This window comes from Antarctobacter albus, from assembly GCF_900101505.1.
In the GTDB taxonomy this organism is placed as follows: Bacteria; Pseudomonadota; Alphaproteobacteria; order Rhodobacterales; family Rhodobacteraceae; genus Antarctobacter; species Antarctobacter albus.
The window spans coordinates 1-17,286 of the sequence record NZ_FMZI01000004.1 but is presented as its reverse complement, the minus strand read 5'-3'; the positions used below and the strand labels follow the sequence as shown (position 1 = coordinate 17,286).

Genomic DNA, 17,286 nt, shown 5'->3' with positions numbered 1-17,286 from the left:
GGCAAAGACATCGGAAACCGATGAATAACTAGGCATCTGCACGCCACAGGGCAATTGCGGGGCCGGGGGATATCAAGACCTGTTTCCCCGCAAAATCACGGTTATGCTATCCATGTTTGACAAAGTCATTGCATGGAGCCTGACCCGTGACGTCACAGAATGCCGCCAGCCCGTCGACCCGTTCCGGCCCGGGACTGCCCCGCCGAGCGATCATCGGGGCGGTGCTGGTCGCCGCGGCCCTGGGCGGCGCCGCGGCGCTTGGCATCGCCGGTGCGGCGTTGAGACCGGCCAGCGAGGACTATGTCTTCAGCCGCGGAACCGGCTTTGCCACGGGGGAGGAGGCACGTCTGAAAGCGCAGCTTTCTCAGCTTGCCGCAGACGATCGCATCGTCATCCGGATCACCGGCCACAGCGGCACCCAGGGGGACGAGGCCGCCAACCTGAGGCTTTCCGAAGAACGCGCCGAGACCGCGCGGCAGGTGGCGCTGGACGCCGGCTTCCCGCCTCGCCGCATCGACTGGGCCGGGGGCGTGGGCGGTGGCGATCCGTTGCCGCGCGAGGACGGCATGGGGGATCGCGCCTATCAGTCCAGCCTGGCCCGGGTGACGTTGACGTGGCAGGTGCGGCCATGACCATGCACGACCGGGTCTTCAGCGGGGACAGCCTGTCGGCGCGAACACCGGTCCTGCCGACGCTGCTGGTTCTGGTGGTGGTGCTGCTGGCGGGGCTGGCCTACCTGGCCTTCGTGCGCTTGCCGCTGTGGTTTCCGGGCGCCCATGTCGTTATTGCGGTGGTGCTGGGCCTGGCCCTGACGCTGGGGGCGCTGATGTTGTTGCCCGCGCGCATGTTGCATTCCGAGGCGGCGCTGTTGTCGCATGCCTTTGACCAGTTGCACGGCGCCCAGTCCGGACGCCATGCCACCGCGCTGGCCACGGTGATCGAAACCCATGACCGTGCCCGCCGTATCCGCCGCATCGTGCCGGGCACGCAAGAGGACATCGCCGCGCTGCTGACCCGGACCGCCGACAGGTTCGACGCCCTGGCGCGCAGCCTGTTCTACGCGCCGGGCGAACTGCCGCGCGTGCAGGCGGTTCTGGCGCGGTCCGACCTTGTGGTCGAGGCCATCGAGACCCACGGCGCCCTGCGGGCCCGCACGGGCGGCGACGGCAAGGATGTCGAAGCCAGCCGCGCGCACCTGCGCACCAGCATCCAGAGCCTGCACGACGCGCTGGACGGGCTGGAGGCACGGGCGATCACGTCTTTGCTTGAAAAGGTCGAAGTGGCATCATCGACCGCAGAGACCCTGCTGCGCCGCTGAGATGGCGTTGAATTTCCGGGGCCAAGTCCCCGACAACGACGAAGGACTTGTTATGAAGAAACTCATTCGATCCCTTTGCGCAGTGCTGGTTCTGGCCGTCCCCGGCCTGCCGGCGATGGCCGAGACCGGCGATCCGCTGGCCCAGGTCGTCACCAGCCCGGTGCGCGACTGTTCCGGCGGAACCACTCAGAAGATGCCCCTGATCGCCTGGGGGGCGGATGGCGTCGTCGTCCATGCCAACGGCAATTCCCTGTCCCCGCGCGGCGGATTGCTGCAGGACGCGGGATGGGTGCTGACCCTTTCGGTCAAGGACAGGTTCGCGGGCCAGGTCGAGGACTACCTGGCCTGTGACACTCCGTTCCTGCGCGGCACGCTGGGCATGTTGATGGCCGCCGCCCCGGTGACAGAGGCCGACCCCAGGACCGAACAGATCGTGTTCTTCAAACATAGCTGGTCGGCCGGTGACGGGATCGTCGCGGGTGAGGGTATCCGCCGCCCCGCCGATCTGGCGGGCAAACGCATCGCCATCCAGGCCTACGGACCTCATGTCGATTTCGTGGGCCGGGTGCTGTCGGACGCAGGCCTCAGCTTTGACGATGTGACCGTGGTCTGGGCCGAGGCGCTGACCGGCGATGGCGACACGCCTGCCAATCTCTTTGCCGACGGCAAGGCCGATGCGGCGGCGGTGATCCTGCCCGATGCGCGTTTCCTGACTTCGGGCGGGGCCGTGGGCACCGGGGCCGAGGGGTCGGTCAAGGGATCGACGATCCTGATCTCGACACTGGAGGCCACCTCGGTGGTGTCCGACTACATCGCTGTGCGGGCGGACTACTTCGACGCCCATCGGGACGAGATCGCCCAGCTGGTCAACGCGCTGTTCCGGGCCGAAGAGCAGATGCGCGCCTTCATGGCCGAGGAAGGCAATCCCGACCGTGCCCAGATGGCGCAACTGATGGCGGACGAGTTCCTGGGAGGGCTGCCGCAGGAAGAGGGCGTGTTCCTCTGGATGGACGCGATCACCGACGGCTGGTCGGGCAACGCCCGCCATTTCGCCGACCCGGCGGATCTGCGGCGCTTCGACGTGCTCAGCCAGGAGGTTGCCACGGCGCTGCGCGGCGCGGGCATGATCGACTTTCCGCATGAGCTTGCCACGGCGGAGTGGGATTACACCACGCTGACCGACGGGCTGAAGAATCTCGACGACCGCCAGGTTGCTGCCTTCAACCCGGAAAAGGCGGCGCAGGCCGTCAACCGCCTGCGCCGTACCGGCCAGCTGGACGCCAATACCAAGATCGACTTCCAGGTCTACTTCGAGCCGGACACGCCGGATTTCCCCGCCGATCTCTATGCCGAGGATTTCGCCGAGATCCTGCGCCTGGCCTCGACCTATTCCGGCGCGATCATCACCGTCGAAGGCCATGCCGACCCGCTGCATTTCCTGCGGCGCCAAAAGGACGGCGCCGCCAAGTCGGAACTGCGCGGCATCCGCACCTCGACGCAGAACCTGTCGCTGCAGCGGGCCATCGCCGTGGTCGACGCGCTGGAAACCTACGCCGAGGACAATGGCATCCGGCTGATCCGCGACCAGTTCATCGTCGACGGCGTCGGCATTTCCGCCCCCAAGTTCAACCCGCCCACCACCGAGGCGGAGTGGCGGCAGAACATGCGCGTCGTTTTCCGGGTGCTGACGGCCCAGGCCGAAGCCACCACCTTCGATCCGCTATGACACGGGGGATGGTGACATGAGCAAGGCAAAAATCGTCCTCTTGGCCGTGGCCGGCGTCGTGGCCGCAAGCGGCTTCGTCTTCTACAACACGGTGTCGGAGCCGCCCGCCTACGCGCCCTCGACCGACATGGGCACGGTGGACTGGGAGGCGCTGGCCGCCTGGCCGCCGCTGATCGAGGTGCCGGACGTCGAGACGATGCCGGACCCGGACCGGATCTTTACCATGATCGTGCTGGACGATTCCGGCTCGATGGGGTCCGACCTGGAACAGGCCAAGGCCGCGGTGCTGCAGGCGGTGCGCATGATGGACCCCAACGACAGGGTCGGTGTCCTGGCGCTGAACGCCGGGTTGGTCCTGCCGTTCGAGACGGTCGAGGATGCCGCCGACATCCTGCCGGGCAGGCTGTCTCCGCTGCGCTCGACCGGCTCGACCCCGCTGGGGCCGGCGCTGTCGGCGGCGCGTGACCTGCTGTCCGAAGAGGCGGCGCGCTCGCGGTCTTTTGGCACCTACAGGATCATCGTCACCACCGATGGCGCGGCGGACGATCCCGATCTGCTGGTGCGCGAGGTGATCGAGACGGTGAACAAGACGCCGGTACAGGTGGCCACAATCGGCATCGGTATCGGGCGGCGCCATGTCCTGAACGCCGAAGGCCACACCAGCTATGTCGCGGTGGACGATGTGGGCAAACTGGCAGAGGCGCTGCAGGCTGCCGTGGCCGAAAACGCCAGTTTCGATCCGATCACCGCCTTCGAGGGGGAAAAATAGGGCATGGGCCGCGCGCTGCTGCAATGGGACGAATGGAGCCCGGGACTGGACACCGACGACATGACCCTGGCCGAGGTGCTGGCAACCATGCCCGCCGCCGAGGCCGAGGACGTGCCCGAGATCATCCGGAAATACGAGAACCCCGAAAGCCCCGACGCGCTGCCAGGCGCCATCAGCCTTGCAAGGCATGATTGCATCCACGTCCTGCTGGGCCGTGGCCTGCACGTTCAGGACGAGGCGTTCATCATCGGGGCGACGATGGGCGCGGCCTCGGACATCACGGATGAGGCGGTCGATACCTTCATCCACGTCTCGACCACGCTCTATCCCAAGGTCTGGCAATTCAGCCCCGAACACATCCCCAGCTATCGGCTGGGGGTGGGCTATTCCATCGACAACCTGCCGAACCGGGATCTGCACCTTGTCCCGCTGGAGGAAGAGCCCTGGCAGTCGATGACCGTGCGTGAGGTCCGCAAGCATTTCGGCATCGTCAAGGAAGAGCTGCGCGCCTATTTCCGCAAGGCGGAACTGCTGGTGCCGGGCACGCGTGCCTCGCGGCGGCTGGATACCTCGGCCCACAGGCGCGACCAGTCCTTGAATTACCGTGACGGCGGCGAATGACGCTCAGGCCGGTTCAGCCTGCATCAACCGGCAGTCCAGTTTGGGCGTGACCCGCGGCCCGGCGGCGCGCGCCATCGCCCAGGCGAGGGCCAGGTTGCTGCCAAAGACCGGCAGGCCCAACTCCTGTTCCAGCGGTCCGATCACGTCCAGCGTGCGCAGGTTGGTGCAGGACAGGAATATCCCGTCAATGTCCGCGTGCCGGGCGACCTCGCGCGCGGCGGCCTTGACGCTGTTGCCGGAGATGCGCGCGACGTTGGCCTCGATCGCCTCGCCGAAATGCACGGCGCGGGCGATTTCTGTTCCGTCACCGGCCAAGGCATCGCAGACGGGCTGCGCCACGTCCGGGCGATAGGGCGAGACCAGCCCCAGACGGCGGATGCCCAGGTGACGGCAGGCGTCGCGTGCGGCGCTCAGCGGGTTACAGACCGCGCCAGTCCGGCAGGCGCTCTCGACCAGCTCCGTCACCCGGTCTGCGCCAATCATCGTGGTGCCCGAGGTGCAGCCATATCCCACGGCGGAAAACTGTGCGGCAGGGGGCAAGAGCGCGGTCACGCGCGGCAGGTCCGCCTCCATCCGGCCCAGAGTCTCGGGCGTGGCCTCGGCCCCCGAGGGGATGCGCGTGATATAAAGGGCCACGTCTGGACCTGGAAAGATGCGGCGGAAATCACCTTCGATGGTTTCGTCCACATGCAAGACGATCAGGCCCAAGGTGACCCTTTCCGGCGTGTCGAGGTCAAAGGGAAAGCCGCTCAAATCTCGATCTCCGGCAGGTCGAAGGGCGCGCGTTCCGTCAACAGCTCCGGCCCGTCGGCACGCAGCACGATATCCTCTTCGTGGACAAGGATCCGGCCCGGCGCGATCTCGACCGAGGGTTCCAGCGTCAGCACCATGTTCTCGTGCAGCAGGGTCGTGTCCCGATCGGTGAAAGAGGGCCATTCCGTCAGCGTGAGGCCCAGCCCATGCCCCAGCCGCCCGCCGCCGGGTGTCGCGCCGCGTTCAGAGAGGGCGCAGGTCAGCAGCCGGTGTGCATCCCGCGCCGTCATGCCGGGTCGCAGGCGGTTCAGGGCGACCTCTGTCGCCTCGTACAGCGCGGTTTGCGCGCGGCGGGTGTCGTCGTCGGGCGGTCCGATGCTGAAATTCCGGTCGAAGTCGCAGAAATAGCCGTTCTTCACCGCGCCCGTGTCCAGCATCAGCACGTCGCCGCGCCGGACCGGGAGGGGCAGGGCCGGCGAGATCACGTCGCCATAGCCGCCCGGACCGGCACCGCCCGCCGTGTAACTGACCCAGTCGGCCCCGGCCTCCAGCAAGGCACCCTGGAAGCTCCGGAAAATCGCATCCAGAGTGCGCTCGGCGGCGACGATGGCGGGCACGGCGTCAAAGGCGCGCGCGGCGAGGGTACAGGTCTCGCGGATGGCGGTGATTTCCAGCTCGGACTTGATCTCTCGGACGCGCTGCACCGTATCGGTGGCGTCGGTAAAGGCGCGGGGGGCAAGGGCGGCGGTCAGGCGGCGATAGTCGGCCAGCGGCATCCGCAGGCTGGTTTCCAACCCCATCGGCAGGCCGATCCGGCCCCGTTCTGGGACCAGCGTGGCCAGCGTCTCGGTCAAGAGGCCGATGCCGTCGTCCACCGGGTCCGGGGCCGGCCAGGTGCGGACCTCGCCCACATGGCACTGGCCCATCAGGTGGGTCCCGATCTCGGGGATCACCGCGACGGGGTCTCCCTTGGCGGGCAGCACGATGAACCAGGGCCGGGCCGGGCTTTCCCAGAAGCGGGTCAGGAATCCGGTCAGGTAGAAGACATCCGCCGGGCCGGTCAGCAAGACCGCATCCTCGCCCGCCTCTGCCATGCGGGCCTGCAGCGCGGCCCAGCGGCGGCGGTATTCGCCTGCACCGAACCCGGGGCGCCCGTCAGCCATCCTCGGGGCCTTCGCTGAGCACCGCCAGCACCCGCGCCTCTGTCCCGATCCCCGGCAGTCCGGCAATCAGCGCGGCCAGTCCCGCCCCGCCCGACGGCGTGGTGGCCAGCCCGTGCCGGGCCAGCGTGGCGACGCCATCCTGCGCCTCGGCTTCGCTGAGGGTCGCAAAGCTATCCGCATCCCGCGACAGCCCGGCCAAGGCGATCATCGAAGGCGTCTTGCAGTCAAGGCGCCCCATGCAGGACACGGGTCCCGGCGCGGTCACGGCATGGCCCGCACGGATGCTGTCCCGCAGGGCAGGGGCGGCATCCGGTTCCACCACGACGATCTGCGGGGCATCGCCCCAGGCGGCGCGGAAATGTGCGGCGAGGGCTGCGGCCATGCCGCCGACACCGGCCTGAAGCAGGATATGCGAGGGGGGTTCCGGCATCTGCTCGACGGACTCGGCGGCCAGTTGCAGGTAGCCCTCCATGACTGCCAGCGGGGCATCGGTATAGCCCTCCCAGGAACTGTCGGACAGCAGGGTCCAGCCCTTGTCGGCGGCGGCCTGTTCGGCGGCGGCCATACTGTCCTCGTAGGTGGCGCCCGCCCGCACGACCTCGGCCCCCTTGGCGCGCAGCCGGTCGGCAAAGGCCTCTGGCACCGTGTCGGCCAGGTAGATCACCGCGCGGGCGCCAAAGACGGCGGCCCCGGCGGCCACCGACAGACCGTGGTTGCCCGCGCTGGCCGCGACATAGGTGCGTCCCGCGGCCGAGGGCGGATCGCCCCCCGCAGCGCAGGCGTCCCGCGCGATGGCATAGGCCGCACCAAGCGCCTTGAAGCTGCCAAGCCCCATGCGTCCGCTCTCATCCTTGATATGCAACCCCGCGACAGCGCAGGCAGAGGCCAGGTCCGGCGCATCGCGCAGGGGCGTGGGCGCATGCTTCGGGCAGCGTGCCAGCAGGGCCGAGACGGGCGCCGGATCGGAGGCGGGCAGGGGCCAGTCCTGCAATATCCCCTGGCCCTTGAACGGGTTTGGCTCGATCTCTGGCACGTCGTTGACCTCCGGCACGATTTCGCAATCCAGCCGAGCCTAGGCGCATTCCCCCGAGCGCGCAATCGCGGCGGGGCAGCTTGTCAGGTGCCGGGCGCCGGGTCCGAAAAATGGTCGGGAAAACGGGCACGCAGCACGTCCAGGCGGCTGATCGTGCCGGAAAGATGGCTGCGCATGGCCTCTGTCGCGGCCTCGGCATCGCCGGCCTCGATCCCGGCCAGGATGCGTTTGTGATGGTCCACGATGTCGGCCATCTTGCCCTCGGACGGCAGGTCCAGCCGCTGGCAGCGCAGGAGGTGCCCCATGCGCCGGACCAGCATCTGCTGGAGGTTGGTCATGCCGACCCCGGCAAAAAGTGTCCGGTGAAAGGCACGGTCCAGTTCGTTGAACATGCCCATCTGCTCGGTGTCGCCGACAAGGGTTTCCTGCATCCGCACGATGGCGCGGGCGCGGGCCAGGATGGTTGGCTGAGGCGCCAGCGCAAGGCGGCGCACCACCTCGGTTTCGACAGCGATCCGGAGGAACTGCGTCTCGTACAGCTGGTCGACGTCGATCCGATTCACGACGGTGCCCGATTGCGGCATGATCCGCAGCAACCCGTCTTCTTCCAGTCGCTGCATCGCCTCGCGCACGGGGGTCAGGCTGACGCCATATTCCTGCGCCAGCGCATTGCGCGAGAGCGAGGTGCCGGGCGGGTAGTCCAGCGACACGATCTTGCCCCGCAGCGCGTCGTAGACCGTCCCCGCCGCCGAGGTCGGGGCGGTTTTCGCCGTGTCGCCAAAGCTTTGTTCTATCGAGGACATCGTCGGACCACTCCCTGCGCCCAGCCTGCGGATGACGAGGATCTAGGAGGGTGGGCAATGGTATTCAATCAAGATTGACGCTCTGGATCAACTAATATATTAGTTTGCCTAGCTGCTGATGAAGTCACGTGAGGGAGCGTGGCGCGCAGCGCAGAACGGGAGGAACCTATGAAATTCGAGATGCTCAAGACGCTGTCCAGGGCAGGGGTCGTGGCGGTCGCAGCCCTGGCAACTGCCAGCGCGGCCAGCGCCGCGGATCGTGTGCTGAAGATCCAGACCTCGTCCAACGCGAGCCATGCCTCGCTGGCCTACCTGAACGAGGAATGGGTGCCCAAGCTGGAGGCCATGACCGGCGGGACGCTGACCGTCGAGCTGCTGCCGATCAACGCGGTCGTGCCGCGCCGCGAAACCCCCGAGGCCATCGGTGTCGGCATCCTCGACGGCGACCTGACCTCGATCAACTATTTCGCCGGCGTCGACCCCGCCTTTGCCCTGATGGGCGACCTGATCGCCGGGTACGATTCCGCCGACCAGATCCAGGCCTTCTGCGCCCAGGGCGGCGGCAAGGAGATGCTGCAAAAGCTCTTTGATGCGCATTACCCGGGTGTCCACGTGGTCGGTTGCGGCGCCTATGCGCGCGAGGCCTTCGTCTCCAAGGTGCCGGTGCGCGGCGTGGCAGACCTGGCGGGCCTGAAGATCCGCTCGCCCGAAGGTTTGGCCGCCGACGTGTTCAAGCGGGCAGGGGCCGCGCCGGTCTCGATGGCCGGGTCGGAAACCTATGGCGCGCTTGAAAAGGGCGTAATCGACGCCGCCGACAACTCGGCCTATGCCAACAACGATGCAAACGGCATGCACAAGATCGCCAAGTACCCGATCTACCCCGGCATCCACTCTACCCCGATCCTGCAGTTCACTGTCTCCGAGGCGGTCTGGGAAGAGCTGACCGAGGCCGAGCAAGTTGCGCTCGAAACTTGGTATCTCGCTGCCTACAATGGCCTGCGCCAGCACTTCGACCGTCTCGACCGCCAGCTTGTCGCCCGCGACAAGGCCGAGGGTGAGATCACCGTCATCGACTGGCCGCAGGAAGAGCGCGACAAGTTCCGCAAGATCGCCCAGGAAGCCTGGGAAGACTTTGCCGCCGGATCTGACCTGGCCAAGGAAGTCTACGACGCGCATGTCGCCTTCATGAAAGAAGCCGGCCTGCTCTGAGGCCCGCCGCGAGTGACATCGGCACGCCCGCCAGTCGCGGGCGTGCCACGCCGCGACAAGACACCGGACCAAGACCCCAACCGACGCGCCACAAGACCGCCCCGTGACCCGGGGACGGCCGGGATAGGAACATCGAGCGATGACGCGCAACCTAGACGACGCCCTGGACCAGACCGAGATCGAGATCGGCGCCCAGGACCCGCTGCACGACGAGGCGGACCTGCCGCGGTCGCAATACACGGTGGTCGAACATACCAGCCATATCACCGGCATCGCCATTTCCACCTTCTACATGGTCGCGGCCCTTGCCACGCTCTGGGAGGTGTTTTCCCGCTACGTCCTGCACGCGCCCACCTATTGGGCCTTTGAAACGGTCATGACCATCGTCGCCGCCGCCTGGATGCTGTCGGCCGGCTACGTCACCATGAAGCAGCGCCATATCGCCATCACGGTGATCCATAACATGGCCAGCAAGGCGCAGCGCTGGTGGCTGGAACTGTTTGCGATGATCATCGGGGTCATCGCGCTTTACATGCTGCTGAGCGATGCCTCGATCCGGGCCTATGACAGCGTCGGACGGATCGAGAAATCGGGCTCTGCCTTCAATTCGCCCATGCCGATGATGATGAAGAGCCTGATGGTCATCGGCGGGTTCATGTATCTCGCCCAGCTGATGATGAACCTGCATCGGCACCTGACCAGCCCGACCGCAAGGATGCTGGTCAAGATCGCGGGCGCATATTTGGTCCTCTATTTCGTCTCTGCCTTCCTGGCGCATGTGCTGGATGTTCAGATCGCGGTGATGTTCTCGGACTTCATTTCGGGCCTCGGCAAGGCGATGGACCCGTCCAAGGCGCTCAACCTGCGCCAGATGGACCTTGGCACGATCTCGATCATCATGGTGGTCCTGCTGATCGCGCTGATGATGACGGGGATGCCGCTGGGCATCGTGACCCTCTTTGTCTCGGTCGTCATGGCGATCGGGTTTTTCGGTCCGCGCGGCCTGTTCCTGGTTTCGTCGAACGCGGTGGGCCTGCTGGAACATTACAGCCTGGTTGCCGTGCCCTTCTTTGTCCTGATGGCCTCGATCCTGGAACGGGCGGGCATCGCCGAGGACCTGTTCGATGCCATGTCGATCTTTGCCGGGAACCTGCGCGGCGGCGTGGCGGTGCAGACCACGGTCGTGGCCGTGATCCTGGCCGCCATGTCCGGCGTCATGGGCGGCGAGATCGTGATGCTGGGCCTTGTCGCCCTGCCGCAGATGTTCCGCCTTGGCTATGACCGCAAGCTGTCCATCGGGCTGATCTGTGCCTCGGGGGCGCTGGCCACGTTGATCCCGCCGTCGATCATCATGATCGTCTACGGGCTGGCCGCAGAGGTGGGCATCGGTGACCTGTTCATGGCCGGTGCCATTCCGGGGATCATGCTGGCGGTGTTCTACGCGGGCTACGTCCTGATCCGGGTGAACCTGAACCACAGCCTGGCCCCGACTGCCGCCGAGGTGGCAGAGATCACGGGCACGGAAAAGAAACTGTCCAAGGACCGCATGACGGCGGTGCTGCTCTGCATCCTGCTGATCGCCTCTGTCATGGGGTCGATCTACGGCGGTATCGCCTCGGTGACAGAGGCGGCCGCAGTGGGCTGCATCGGTGCGCTGTTCATCGCCGCCGTGCGCAACAAGTTCGAGTGGAACGTGCTGTCGGCGGCCATGCTGGGCACCATGACGACGGTCGGTACCATCATCTGGCTGGTGCTGGGCGCGGTCAGCTTTGTCGGCATCTTCAACCTCGTGGGTGGCGGAGAGTTCATGCGCTCGCTCTTCCTTGATCTCGGGCTGTCGGCGCTGGGTACGGTGCTGGTCATGATGCTGATCCTGATGGTGCTGGGCACCTTCATGGAATGGATCGCCATCGTGCTGATCACCGTGCCGGTCTTTGCCCCGGTCATCATGACCCTGGCGCCGGACCTGGGCCTGACCGAGGACCAGGCCAAGATCTGGTTCGGCATCCTCTTCGTGATGAACATCCAGATCTACTTCCTGTCGCCGCCCTTTGGCCCGGCCTGTTTCTGGCTGAAGTCGGTGGCGCCCAAGGACGTGACCCTGCAAGAGATCTTCATCTCGGTCCTGCCCTTCATCGGGCTGCAGATCGTGGGTCTGCTGCTGGTCATGTTCTTCCCGCAGATCGCGCTTTTCCTGCCTGAATTCCTGAACTGAGGAGAGACCCAATGATCGGACGCGACAGTCACGACGACATCAACGGTTACGGGATCTGGCCCTGGGTCTTCGGTCTTGCGCTGGCAGCGCTGATCGTCTTCCTGATGTTCCAGTACGCACAACCGATTTCCTGAGAAAGACCGGACAATGACCAAGAAACCCGAAGACCTCCGCTCTGCCCGCTGGTTCGCACCGGATGACCTGCGTTCGATGGGGCATCGGTCGCGCGCCATGCAGATGGGGCTGGACGGCGAAGACTGGGAAGGCAAGCCGGTCATCGCCATCATCAATACGTGGTCTGACCTGTCGCCCTGCCACCACCACCTGCGCGATCGCGCCGAGTTCGTGAAGAAGGGCGTCTATCAAGCAGGTGGCATGCCGGTCGAAATGCCGGTACACAGCTTTTCGGAACAGTTCCTGAAGCCAACCTCGATGCTTTACAGGAACATGGGCGCGCTGGAGGTGGAGGAGACTCTGCGCGCCCACCCGATTGACGGGGTCGTGCTGCTGGGCGGCTGCGACAAGTCCACGCCCGCGCTGGTCATGGGGGCGGTCAGCATGGGGTTGCCCTTCATCTTCATGCCCGCGGGGGCGATGCTGCGCGGCAATTACGCCGGGCAGAAGCTGGGCTCTGGCACGGATGTCTGGAAATACTGGGACGAACGCCGCGCGGGGACCATCACCAAGGACCAATGGGACGGTGTGCAGGGCGGTATCGCGCGCAGCTATGGCACCTGCATGACGATGGGCACCGCCAGCACCATGATGAGCATCGCCGATGGCTGGGGCCTGACCCTGCCGGGCGCATCGTCGATCCCGGCGCCGGATGCCGGGCACAAGCGCATGGCCGCCGCCTGTGGTCGCCGCGCGGTGGAAATGGTCTGGGAGGACCTGACGCCGGACAAGATCATGACCCCGGAATCCACGCGCAACGCGGTGACGGTCGCGATGGCCACCGGCTGTTCCACCAACGCGATCATCCACATGATCGCGATGGCCCGCCGCGCGGGGGTGCCCCTGACGCTCGAGGACCTGGACGAGATCGGCCACGGCACCCCGGTGATCGCCAACATCCGCCCCTCGGGCAAGGAATACCTGATGGAGGACTTCTTTTACGCGGGCGGTCTGCCCGCGCTGATCAAAGAGCTTGGCGACAAGCTGGATCTTTCCGTCATGACGGTGAACGGGCGGACGATGGGCGAGAACATCGCCGATGCGGTCAACTACAACGACGACGTGATCCGTCCGCTGTCCAACCCGGTCTACCACGAGGGGTCCCTGGCGGTGCTGCGGGGCAACCTTGCCCCCGATGGCGCCGTTATCAAGCCCGCCGCGATGGACCCGAAGTTCCAGAAGCACTCCGGCCCCGCCATCGTTGCCGACAGCTATGCCCAGCTCAAGGAGATCATCAACGACGAGGATTACCCGATGACGCCGGATCACGTCATGGTCCTGCGCAATGCCGGGCCGCAGGGGGGGCCGGGGATGCCGGAATGGGGCATGATCCCGATGCCCAAGGCGCTGCTGAAACAGGGGCATCGCGACATGCTGCGCTTGTCGGATGCGCGCATGTCGGGCACTTCCTACGGTGCCTGCATCCTGCATGTCGCGCCCGAGGCCTTTGTCGGCGGGCCGCTGGCCCTGATCGAGACAGGCGACATCATCGAGATCGACGTGCCCAACCGGGTGCTGAACGTGCGTCTCACGGACGAGGAGCTGACCGCGCGCCGCGCCAACTGGACCGCGCCAGAGCCGCGGTTCGAACGCGGCTATGGCTGGATGTTCTCGAAACATATCGAGCAGGCGGACAAGGGCTGTGACTTCGACTTCCTGCGCTCGGAGTTCGGCGGCCCGGTGCCGGAGCCGGAGATCAACTGAACCATTCGCGTGCAAAGGCCCCGGACCTGTTGCGGGGCCTCTACCGACAGACGATCCCGGCGCGGGTCCGGGACACAGGAGCTTTGACATGACCGAATTGAGCCAGGCCCTGACGGGCGTCTCCGGCATTCTCGTCACCCCGTTCGACGGCGCCGGAGAGATCGCGCCGGACCTGCAAAAGCCGGTGGTGGACCGGGCGGTTGCCGCCGGCGTGCACGTGCTGACCGCCAACGGCAACACCGGCGAGTTCTATGGCCTGACCGTGGACGAGGCCTGTGCGATGGTTGCGGCCGCAGGTGCGCATATCGCGGGGCGGGTGCCGATGGTGGCCGGCGTTGGCCGTGGTGTCCGCGACGCACAGAAACTGGCAGAAGCCTCGCACGGGGCCGGGGCTGCGGCGCTGATGATCCACCAGCCGCCGGATCCTTTTGTCGCGCCGCGGGGCCTTGTCGATTACGTTCGCGCGGTGCGCGAGGCGGGGCAGGGGCTGCCGATCATCCTCTACCTGCGCAACGATGCCATCGGCACCGATGCCATCGCCGCGCTTTGCAATGTCGATGGCGTCGTCGGCGTCAAATGGGCCACGCCCAACCCGATGAAGCTGAAGGCCGCCATCGCGGCCTGTCCCGATCACATCATCTGGACCGGGGGCTTGGCAGAGGTCTGGGCGCCTGCCTTCTACGCCGTGGGCGCGCGGGGCTTTACCTCGGGCCTGATCAACGTCTGGCCGGAACGTTCGGTCGCCATCAACACCGCGCTGGAGGGCGGTGACTACGCCGAGGCGCGCCGCCTGATCGCCGAGATGCAGGTTTTCGAGGACATCCGTGCCGAGGACCAGGGCGGCGCCAACGTGCCCGGCGTCAAGGCGGCGCTGCAGCTGATGGGCGAGGACTGCGGCATCGCCCGCCCGCCCGCCGCATGGCCCCTGAGCGAGGACCAGATGACCCGCCTGCGCGCCTTCATGACAACCAACGGCCTGATCTGAGGATGACCAAGATGACCGACCACCCCATGAACCCCGACACCAAAGCCAAGCTGGAACAGGTCTCTGTCGCGACCTTGGCCACCGCGCTTTACAAGCGGGGCTTGCGCCACCAGGTCATCCAGGACGTGCGCCCGCTGAGCCAGAAGGGCCGCAACATGGTTGGGCCCGCCTTTACCCTGCGCTACATGCCCGCCCGGGAGGACCGCAACCAGCTGGTCGAGTTCCGCAACCCCGACCACCCGCAGCGCAAGGCGATCGAGACCTGCCCGCCCGGGCACGTCATGGTGATGGACAGTCGCAAGTCGGCACAGGCCGCCAGCGCGGGCGATATCCTTATCACCCGGTTGATGGTGCGCGGCGGGGCCGGTGTCGTGACCGACGGCGGCTTTCGCGACGCCATGAACATCGCGCAGCTGGACATGCCCGCCTATCACGCGCGCCCGTCCAGCCCGACCAACCTGACCACGAACGAGGCCATCGACATCAACGTCCCCATCGGCTGCGGCGATGCGCCGGTCTTTCCGGGCGACATCGTGGTCGGCGACGATGACAGCGTCATCATCATTCCCGCACACCTCGCGGACGAGATCGCGGACGAGGCCATCGAGATGACCGCCTATGAGGATTTCGCGCTGGAACAGGTGCAGAACGGGCAGACGATCATCGGCCTCTACCCGGCCACGCAAGAGGAAAACCTCAAGAAGTTCGCCGAGTGGCGCAAGGCAAACAACCGATGATGCCGGCCGCGCCGGTCATCCGCCTGGACCCGCGCGACAATGTCGTCGTCGCGCGGGCCGCGCTGCCTGCGGGCACGGAGATCCCGGGCGAGGGCGTGATGGCCCTGCAGGACGTTCCGGCGGGCCACAAGCTGGCCACCTCGCATATCGCCAAGGGCGCGCCGGTGCTGAAATACGCCACGGTCATCGGCTATGCCGGCGAGGATATAGCGCCGGGAACCTGGATGCACACCCACAACGTGTTGGTGGACGAGATCCAGAAGGACTACCGTTTCGGTGAGGATTACGTCGCGGCTGACCTGCTGCCCGAAGATCGGCGCGCGACCTTCATGGGCATCGAACGCCCCGATGGCCGGGTCGGGACGCGCAACTACATCGGCATCTTCATCACCGTGAACTGTTCGGCCACCGTCGCGCGCAAGATCGCGGCCTATTTCGACGAGGAACGCCTTGCCGACTTTCCCAATGTCGATGGCGTCGTGCCCTTCATCCACAACCAAGGCTGCGGGATGGAGGCGACGGGGGAACCGATGGACCTGCTGCACCGCACACTGTCCGGTTACATCCGGCATCCGAACATGGCGGGCGCGGTGGTCTGTTCGCTGGGGTGCGAACGCAACTCGCTGGAACGGTTCTTTGCGGATACGGCGCTTGAGACCGGGCTGATGCTGCACACGATCCGGATGCAGGACGTCGGCGGTACGGCGGCGGCCATCGAGGCGGGCAAAAATGCGGTGCGCGAGATGCTGCCCGAGGCCAACAAGGCCGTCCGCAGCCCGCAGTCTGCCGAACACATCCGCATCGGGCTGCAATGTGGTGGCTCTGACGGGTTTTCAGGCCTCAGCGCAAATCCGGCTCTGGGCAAGGCGGTCGACATCCTCGCCCGCCACGGCGGCACCGCGATCCTGTCGGAGACGCCGGAACTGTACGGGATCGAACACACGCTGACGGCCCGCGCGCGGGACGAGGCGACAGGTCGCGCGCTGCTCGACCGGATCAAGTGGTGGCTGGACTATACCGACGGGAAGGATGTCCAGATGCAGGGCGTCGTCGGTCCCGGCAACCAGGACGGCGGGCTGGCCAACGTGATCGAGAAATCGCTGGGCGGCGCCAAGAAGGGCGGCATGACCGGCATCGAGGCGGTCTATCGCTACGCCGAGCCGGTCACGGCGCGCGGGCTGGTCTTCATGGACACTCCGGGGTACGACCCGGTGGCAGCCACCGGCCAGATCGCGGGCGGCGCCAATCTCGTCTGTTTCACCACCGGGCGGGGCAGCTGTTTCGGCTCCTTCCCGGCACCGACGATCAAGCTGGCGACAAACACGCCGATGTTCTCGCGCATGGCCGGGGACATGGACATCAACTGCGGCGCTGTCATCGACGGCGAGATGACGCTGGACGCGATGGGCGAGGCGATCTTTGACAGGATCCTGGCCATTGCCTCGGGCGAGACATCGAAAAGCGAGGCGCTGGGTGTCGGCGCCGAGGAATTCGCACCCTGGCCCATCGGGGTCACAGGATAACGAAAGGACATTCCACCATGCTCGACAAATCCACCTTCACGCCGCACGGCCGTCACCTGATCGCAGGGGAGTGGGTCTCTGGCGAGACGACCTTCACCTCTGAGCCGGCGCATGGCCCGGCGCATGACTACTCGGTCGGCACGCCGGCGCTGGTCGACCGGGCCTGCGAGGCCGCCGAGGAGGCCTTCTGGTCCTACGGCTATGCCAGCCGCGAGACCCGGGCCGCCTTCCTCAATGCCATCGCCGACGAGATCGAGGCCCGCGCCGAACAGATCACCGAGATCGGCACCCAGGAGACCGGCCTGCCCGAGGCCCGCCTGCAGGGCGAGCGCGGCCGCACCACCGGCCAGCTGCGCCTGTTTGCCAGCCACATCCTGGACGGCGCCTACCTCGACCGCCGCCACGACGAGGCGCTGCCCGACCGCCAGCCGCTGCCGCGCCCGGACCTCAAGATGGTCCAGCGCCCGATCGGCCCGGTCGCGGTCTTCGGCGCCTCGAACTTCCCGCTCGCCTTTTCCACCGCCGGCGGCGACACCGCCAGCGCCCTGGCGGC

Annotated in this window: 17 protein-coding genes; 13 read left to right on the top strand and 4 right to left on the bottom strand. The window is 66.5% G+C overall.

Features of this window, described 5'->3' with window-relative positions:
- Positions 1-146 precede the first annotated feature (146 nt).
- From BLQ71_RS07835 to BLQ71_RS07815, 5 genes are read left to right on the top strand one after another with little or no spacing between them, the layout of a single operon-like run.
- Positions 147-632 (top strand): OmpA family protein, encoded by a 486-nt coding sequence (locus BLQ71_RS07835; protein WP_083342183.1) that lies wholly within the window; start codon positions 147-149, stop codon positions 630-632.
- Positions 629-1,318, top strand: coding sequence for a hypothetical protein (locus tag BLQ71_RS26350; RefSeq protein WP_074621305.1), 690 nt, complete (start codon positions 629-631; stop codon positions 1,316-1,318). The genes BLQ71_RS07835 and BLQ71_RS26350 overlap by 4 nt, the downstream gene beginning before the upstream one ends.
- 52 nt (positions 1,319-1,370) lie before the next feature.
- Positions 1,371-3,044 carry an ABC transporter substrate-binding protein gene (locus BLQ71_RS07825; RefSeq protein ID WP_074621304.1) on the top strand — a complete coding sequence of 558 codons (1,674 nt, stop codon included), beginning with the start codon at positions 1,371-1,373 and terminating at the stop codon, positions 3,042-3,044.
- A gap of 16 nt (positions 3,045-3,060) precedes the next feature.
- The gene (locus BLQ71_RS07820; RefSeq protein WP_074621303.1) at positions 3,061-3,813 is read left to right on the top strand and encodes a VWA domain-containing protein; all 753 of its coding nucleotides are present in this window, start codon (positions 3,061-3,063) and stop codon (positions 3,811-3,813) included.
- Between the two features lie 3 nt (positions 3,814-3,816).
- Positions 3,817-4,434, top strand: coding sequence for a hypothetical protein (locus BLQ71_RS07815; protein WP_074621302.1), 618 nt, complete (start codon positions 3,817-3,819; stop codon positions 4,432-4,434).
- A gap of 3 nt (positions 4,435-4,437) precedes the next feature.
- On the opposite strand, the gene BLQ71_RS07810 is transcribed toward BLQ71_RS07815, so the two are convergent.
- The 4 genes from BLQ71_RS07810 to BLQ71_RS07795 form a co-directional block, all read right to left on the bottom strand.
- Positions 4,438-5,187: a maleate cis-trans isomerase family protein gene (locus BLQ71_RS07810; RefSeq protein ID WP_074621301.1), complete on the bottom strand. Its 750-nt coding sequence runs from the start codon at positions 5,185-5,187 to the stop codon at positions 4,438-4,440.
- Complete coding sequence (locus tag BLQ71_RS07805) at positions 5,184-6,350, bottom strand: M24 family metallopeptidase (RefSeq protein WP_074621300.1); 1,167 nt, start codon at positions 6,348-6,350, stop codon at positions 5,184-5,186. Before BLQ71_RS07805 ends, BLQ71_RS07810 begins: the two co-directional genes overlap by 4 nt.
- Complete coding sequence (locus BLQ71_RS07800) at positions 6,343-7,401, bottom strand: pyridoxal-phosphate dependent enzyme (protein WP_229754933.1); 1,059 nt, start codon at positions 7,399-7,401, stop codon at positions 6,343-6,345. The genes BLQ71_RS07805 and BLQ71_RS07800 overlap by 8 nt, the downstream gene beginning before the upstream one ends.
- Positions 7,402-7,466: 65 nt before the next feature.
- Entirely contained in the window at positions 7,467-8,186 is a 720-nt protein-coding gene (locus tag BLQ71_RS07795; protein WP_043145435.1) for a GntR family transcriptional regulator, read from the bottom strand.
- 168 nt (positions 8,187-8,354) lie between these two features.
- Between BLQ71_RS07795 and BLQ71_RS07790 the strand changes: the two genes are divergently transcribed.
- The 8 genes from BLQ71_RS07790 to BLQ71_RS07755 form a co-directional block, all read left to right on the top strand.
- On the top strand, positions 8,355-9,395 hold the full coding sequence (locus tag BLQ71_RS07790; RefSeq protein WP_043145433.1) for a TRAP transporter substrate-binding protein: 1,041 nt from the start codon (positions 8,355-8,357) through the stop codon (positions 9,393-9,395).
- A gap of 139 nt (positions 9,396-9,534) precedes the next feature.
- Positions 9,535-11,610 (top strand): TRAP transporter large permease subunit, encoded by a 2,076-nt coding sequence (locus BLQ71_RS07785; protein WP_074621299.1) that lies wholly within the window; start codon positions 9,535-9,537, stop codon positions 11,608-11,610.
- Positions 11,611-11,621: 11 nt separating this feature from the next.
- Entirely contained in the window at positions 11,622-11,744 is a 123-nt protein-coding gene (locus BLQ71_RS07780) for a hypothetical protein (RefSeq protein WP_043145432.1), read from the top strand.
- A gap of 13 nt (positions 11,745-11,757) precedes the next feature.
- Positions 11,758-13,488, top strand: a complete 1,731-nt coding sequence (gene araD / locus BLQ71_RS07775; RefSeq protein WP_074621298.1) for an L-arabinonate dehydratase — start codon at positions 11,758-11,760, stop codon at positions 13,486-13,488.
- Between the two features lie 88 nt (positions 13,489-13,576).
- A complete protein-coding gene (locus tag BLQ71_RS07770; RefSeq protein WP_074621297.1) occupies positions 13,577-14,473 on the top strand; it encodes a dihydrodipicolinate synthase family protein in 897 nt (298 codons plus the stop codon).
- 11 nt (positions 14,474-14,484) lie between these two features.
- Positions 14,485-15,210 (top strand): ribonuclease activity regulator RraA, encoded by a 726-nt coding sequence (locus BLQ71_RS07765; RefSeq protein ID WP_198548583.1) that lies wholly within the window; start codon positions 14,485-14,487, stop codon positions 15,208-15,210.
- Positions 15,207-16,733 (top strand): UxaA family hydrolase, encoded by a 1,527-nt coding sequence (locus BLQ71_RS07760; RefSeq protein WP_229754932.1) that lies wholly within the window; start codon positions 15,207-15,209, stop codon positions 16,731-16,733. Before BLQ71_RS07765 ends, BLQ71_RS07760 begins: the two co-directional genes overlap by 4 nt.
- A gap of 17 nt (positions 16,734-16,750) precedes the next feature.
- Positions 16,751-17,286: aldehyde dehydrogenase family protein (locus BLQ71_RS07755; RefSeq protein WP_139168470.1), on the top strand; the 536-nt coding region annotated here is incomplete at its 3' end.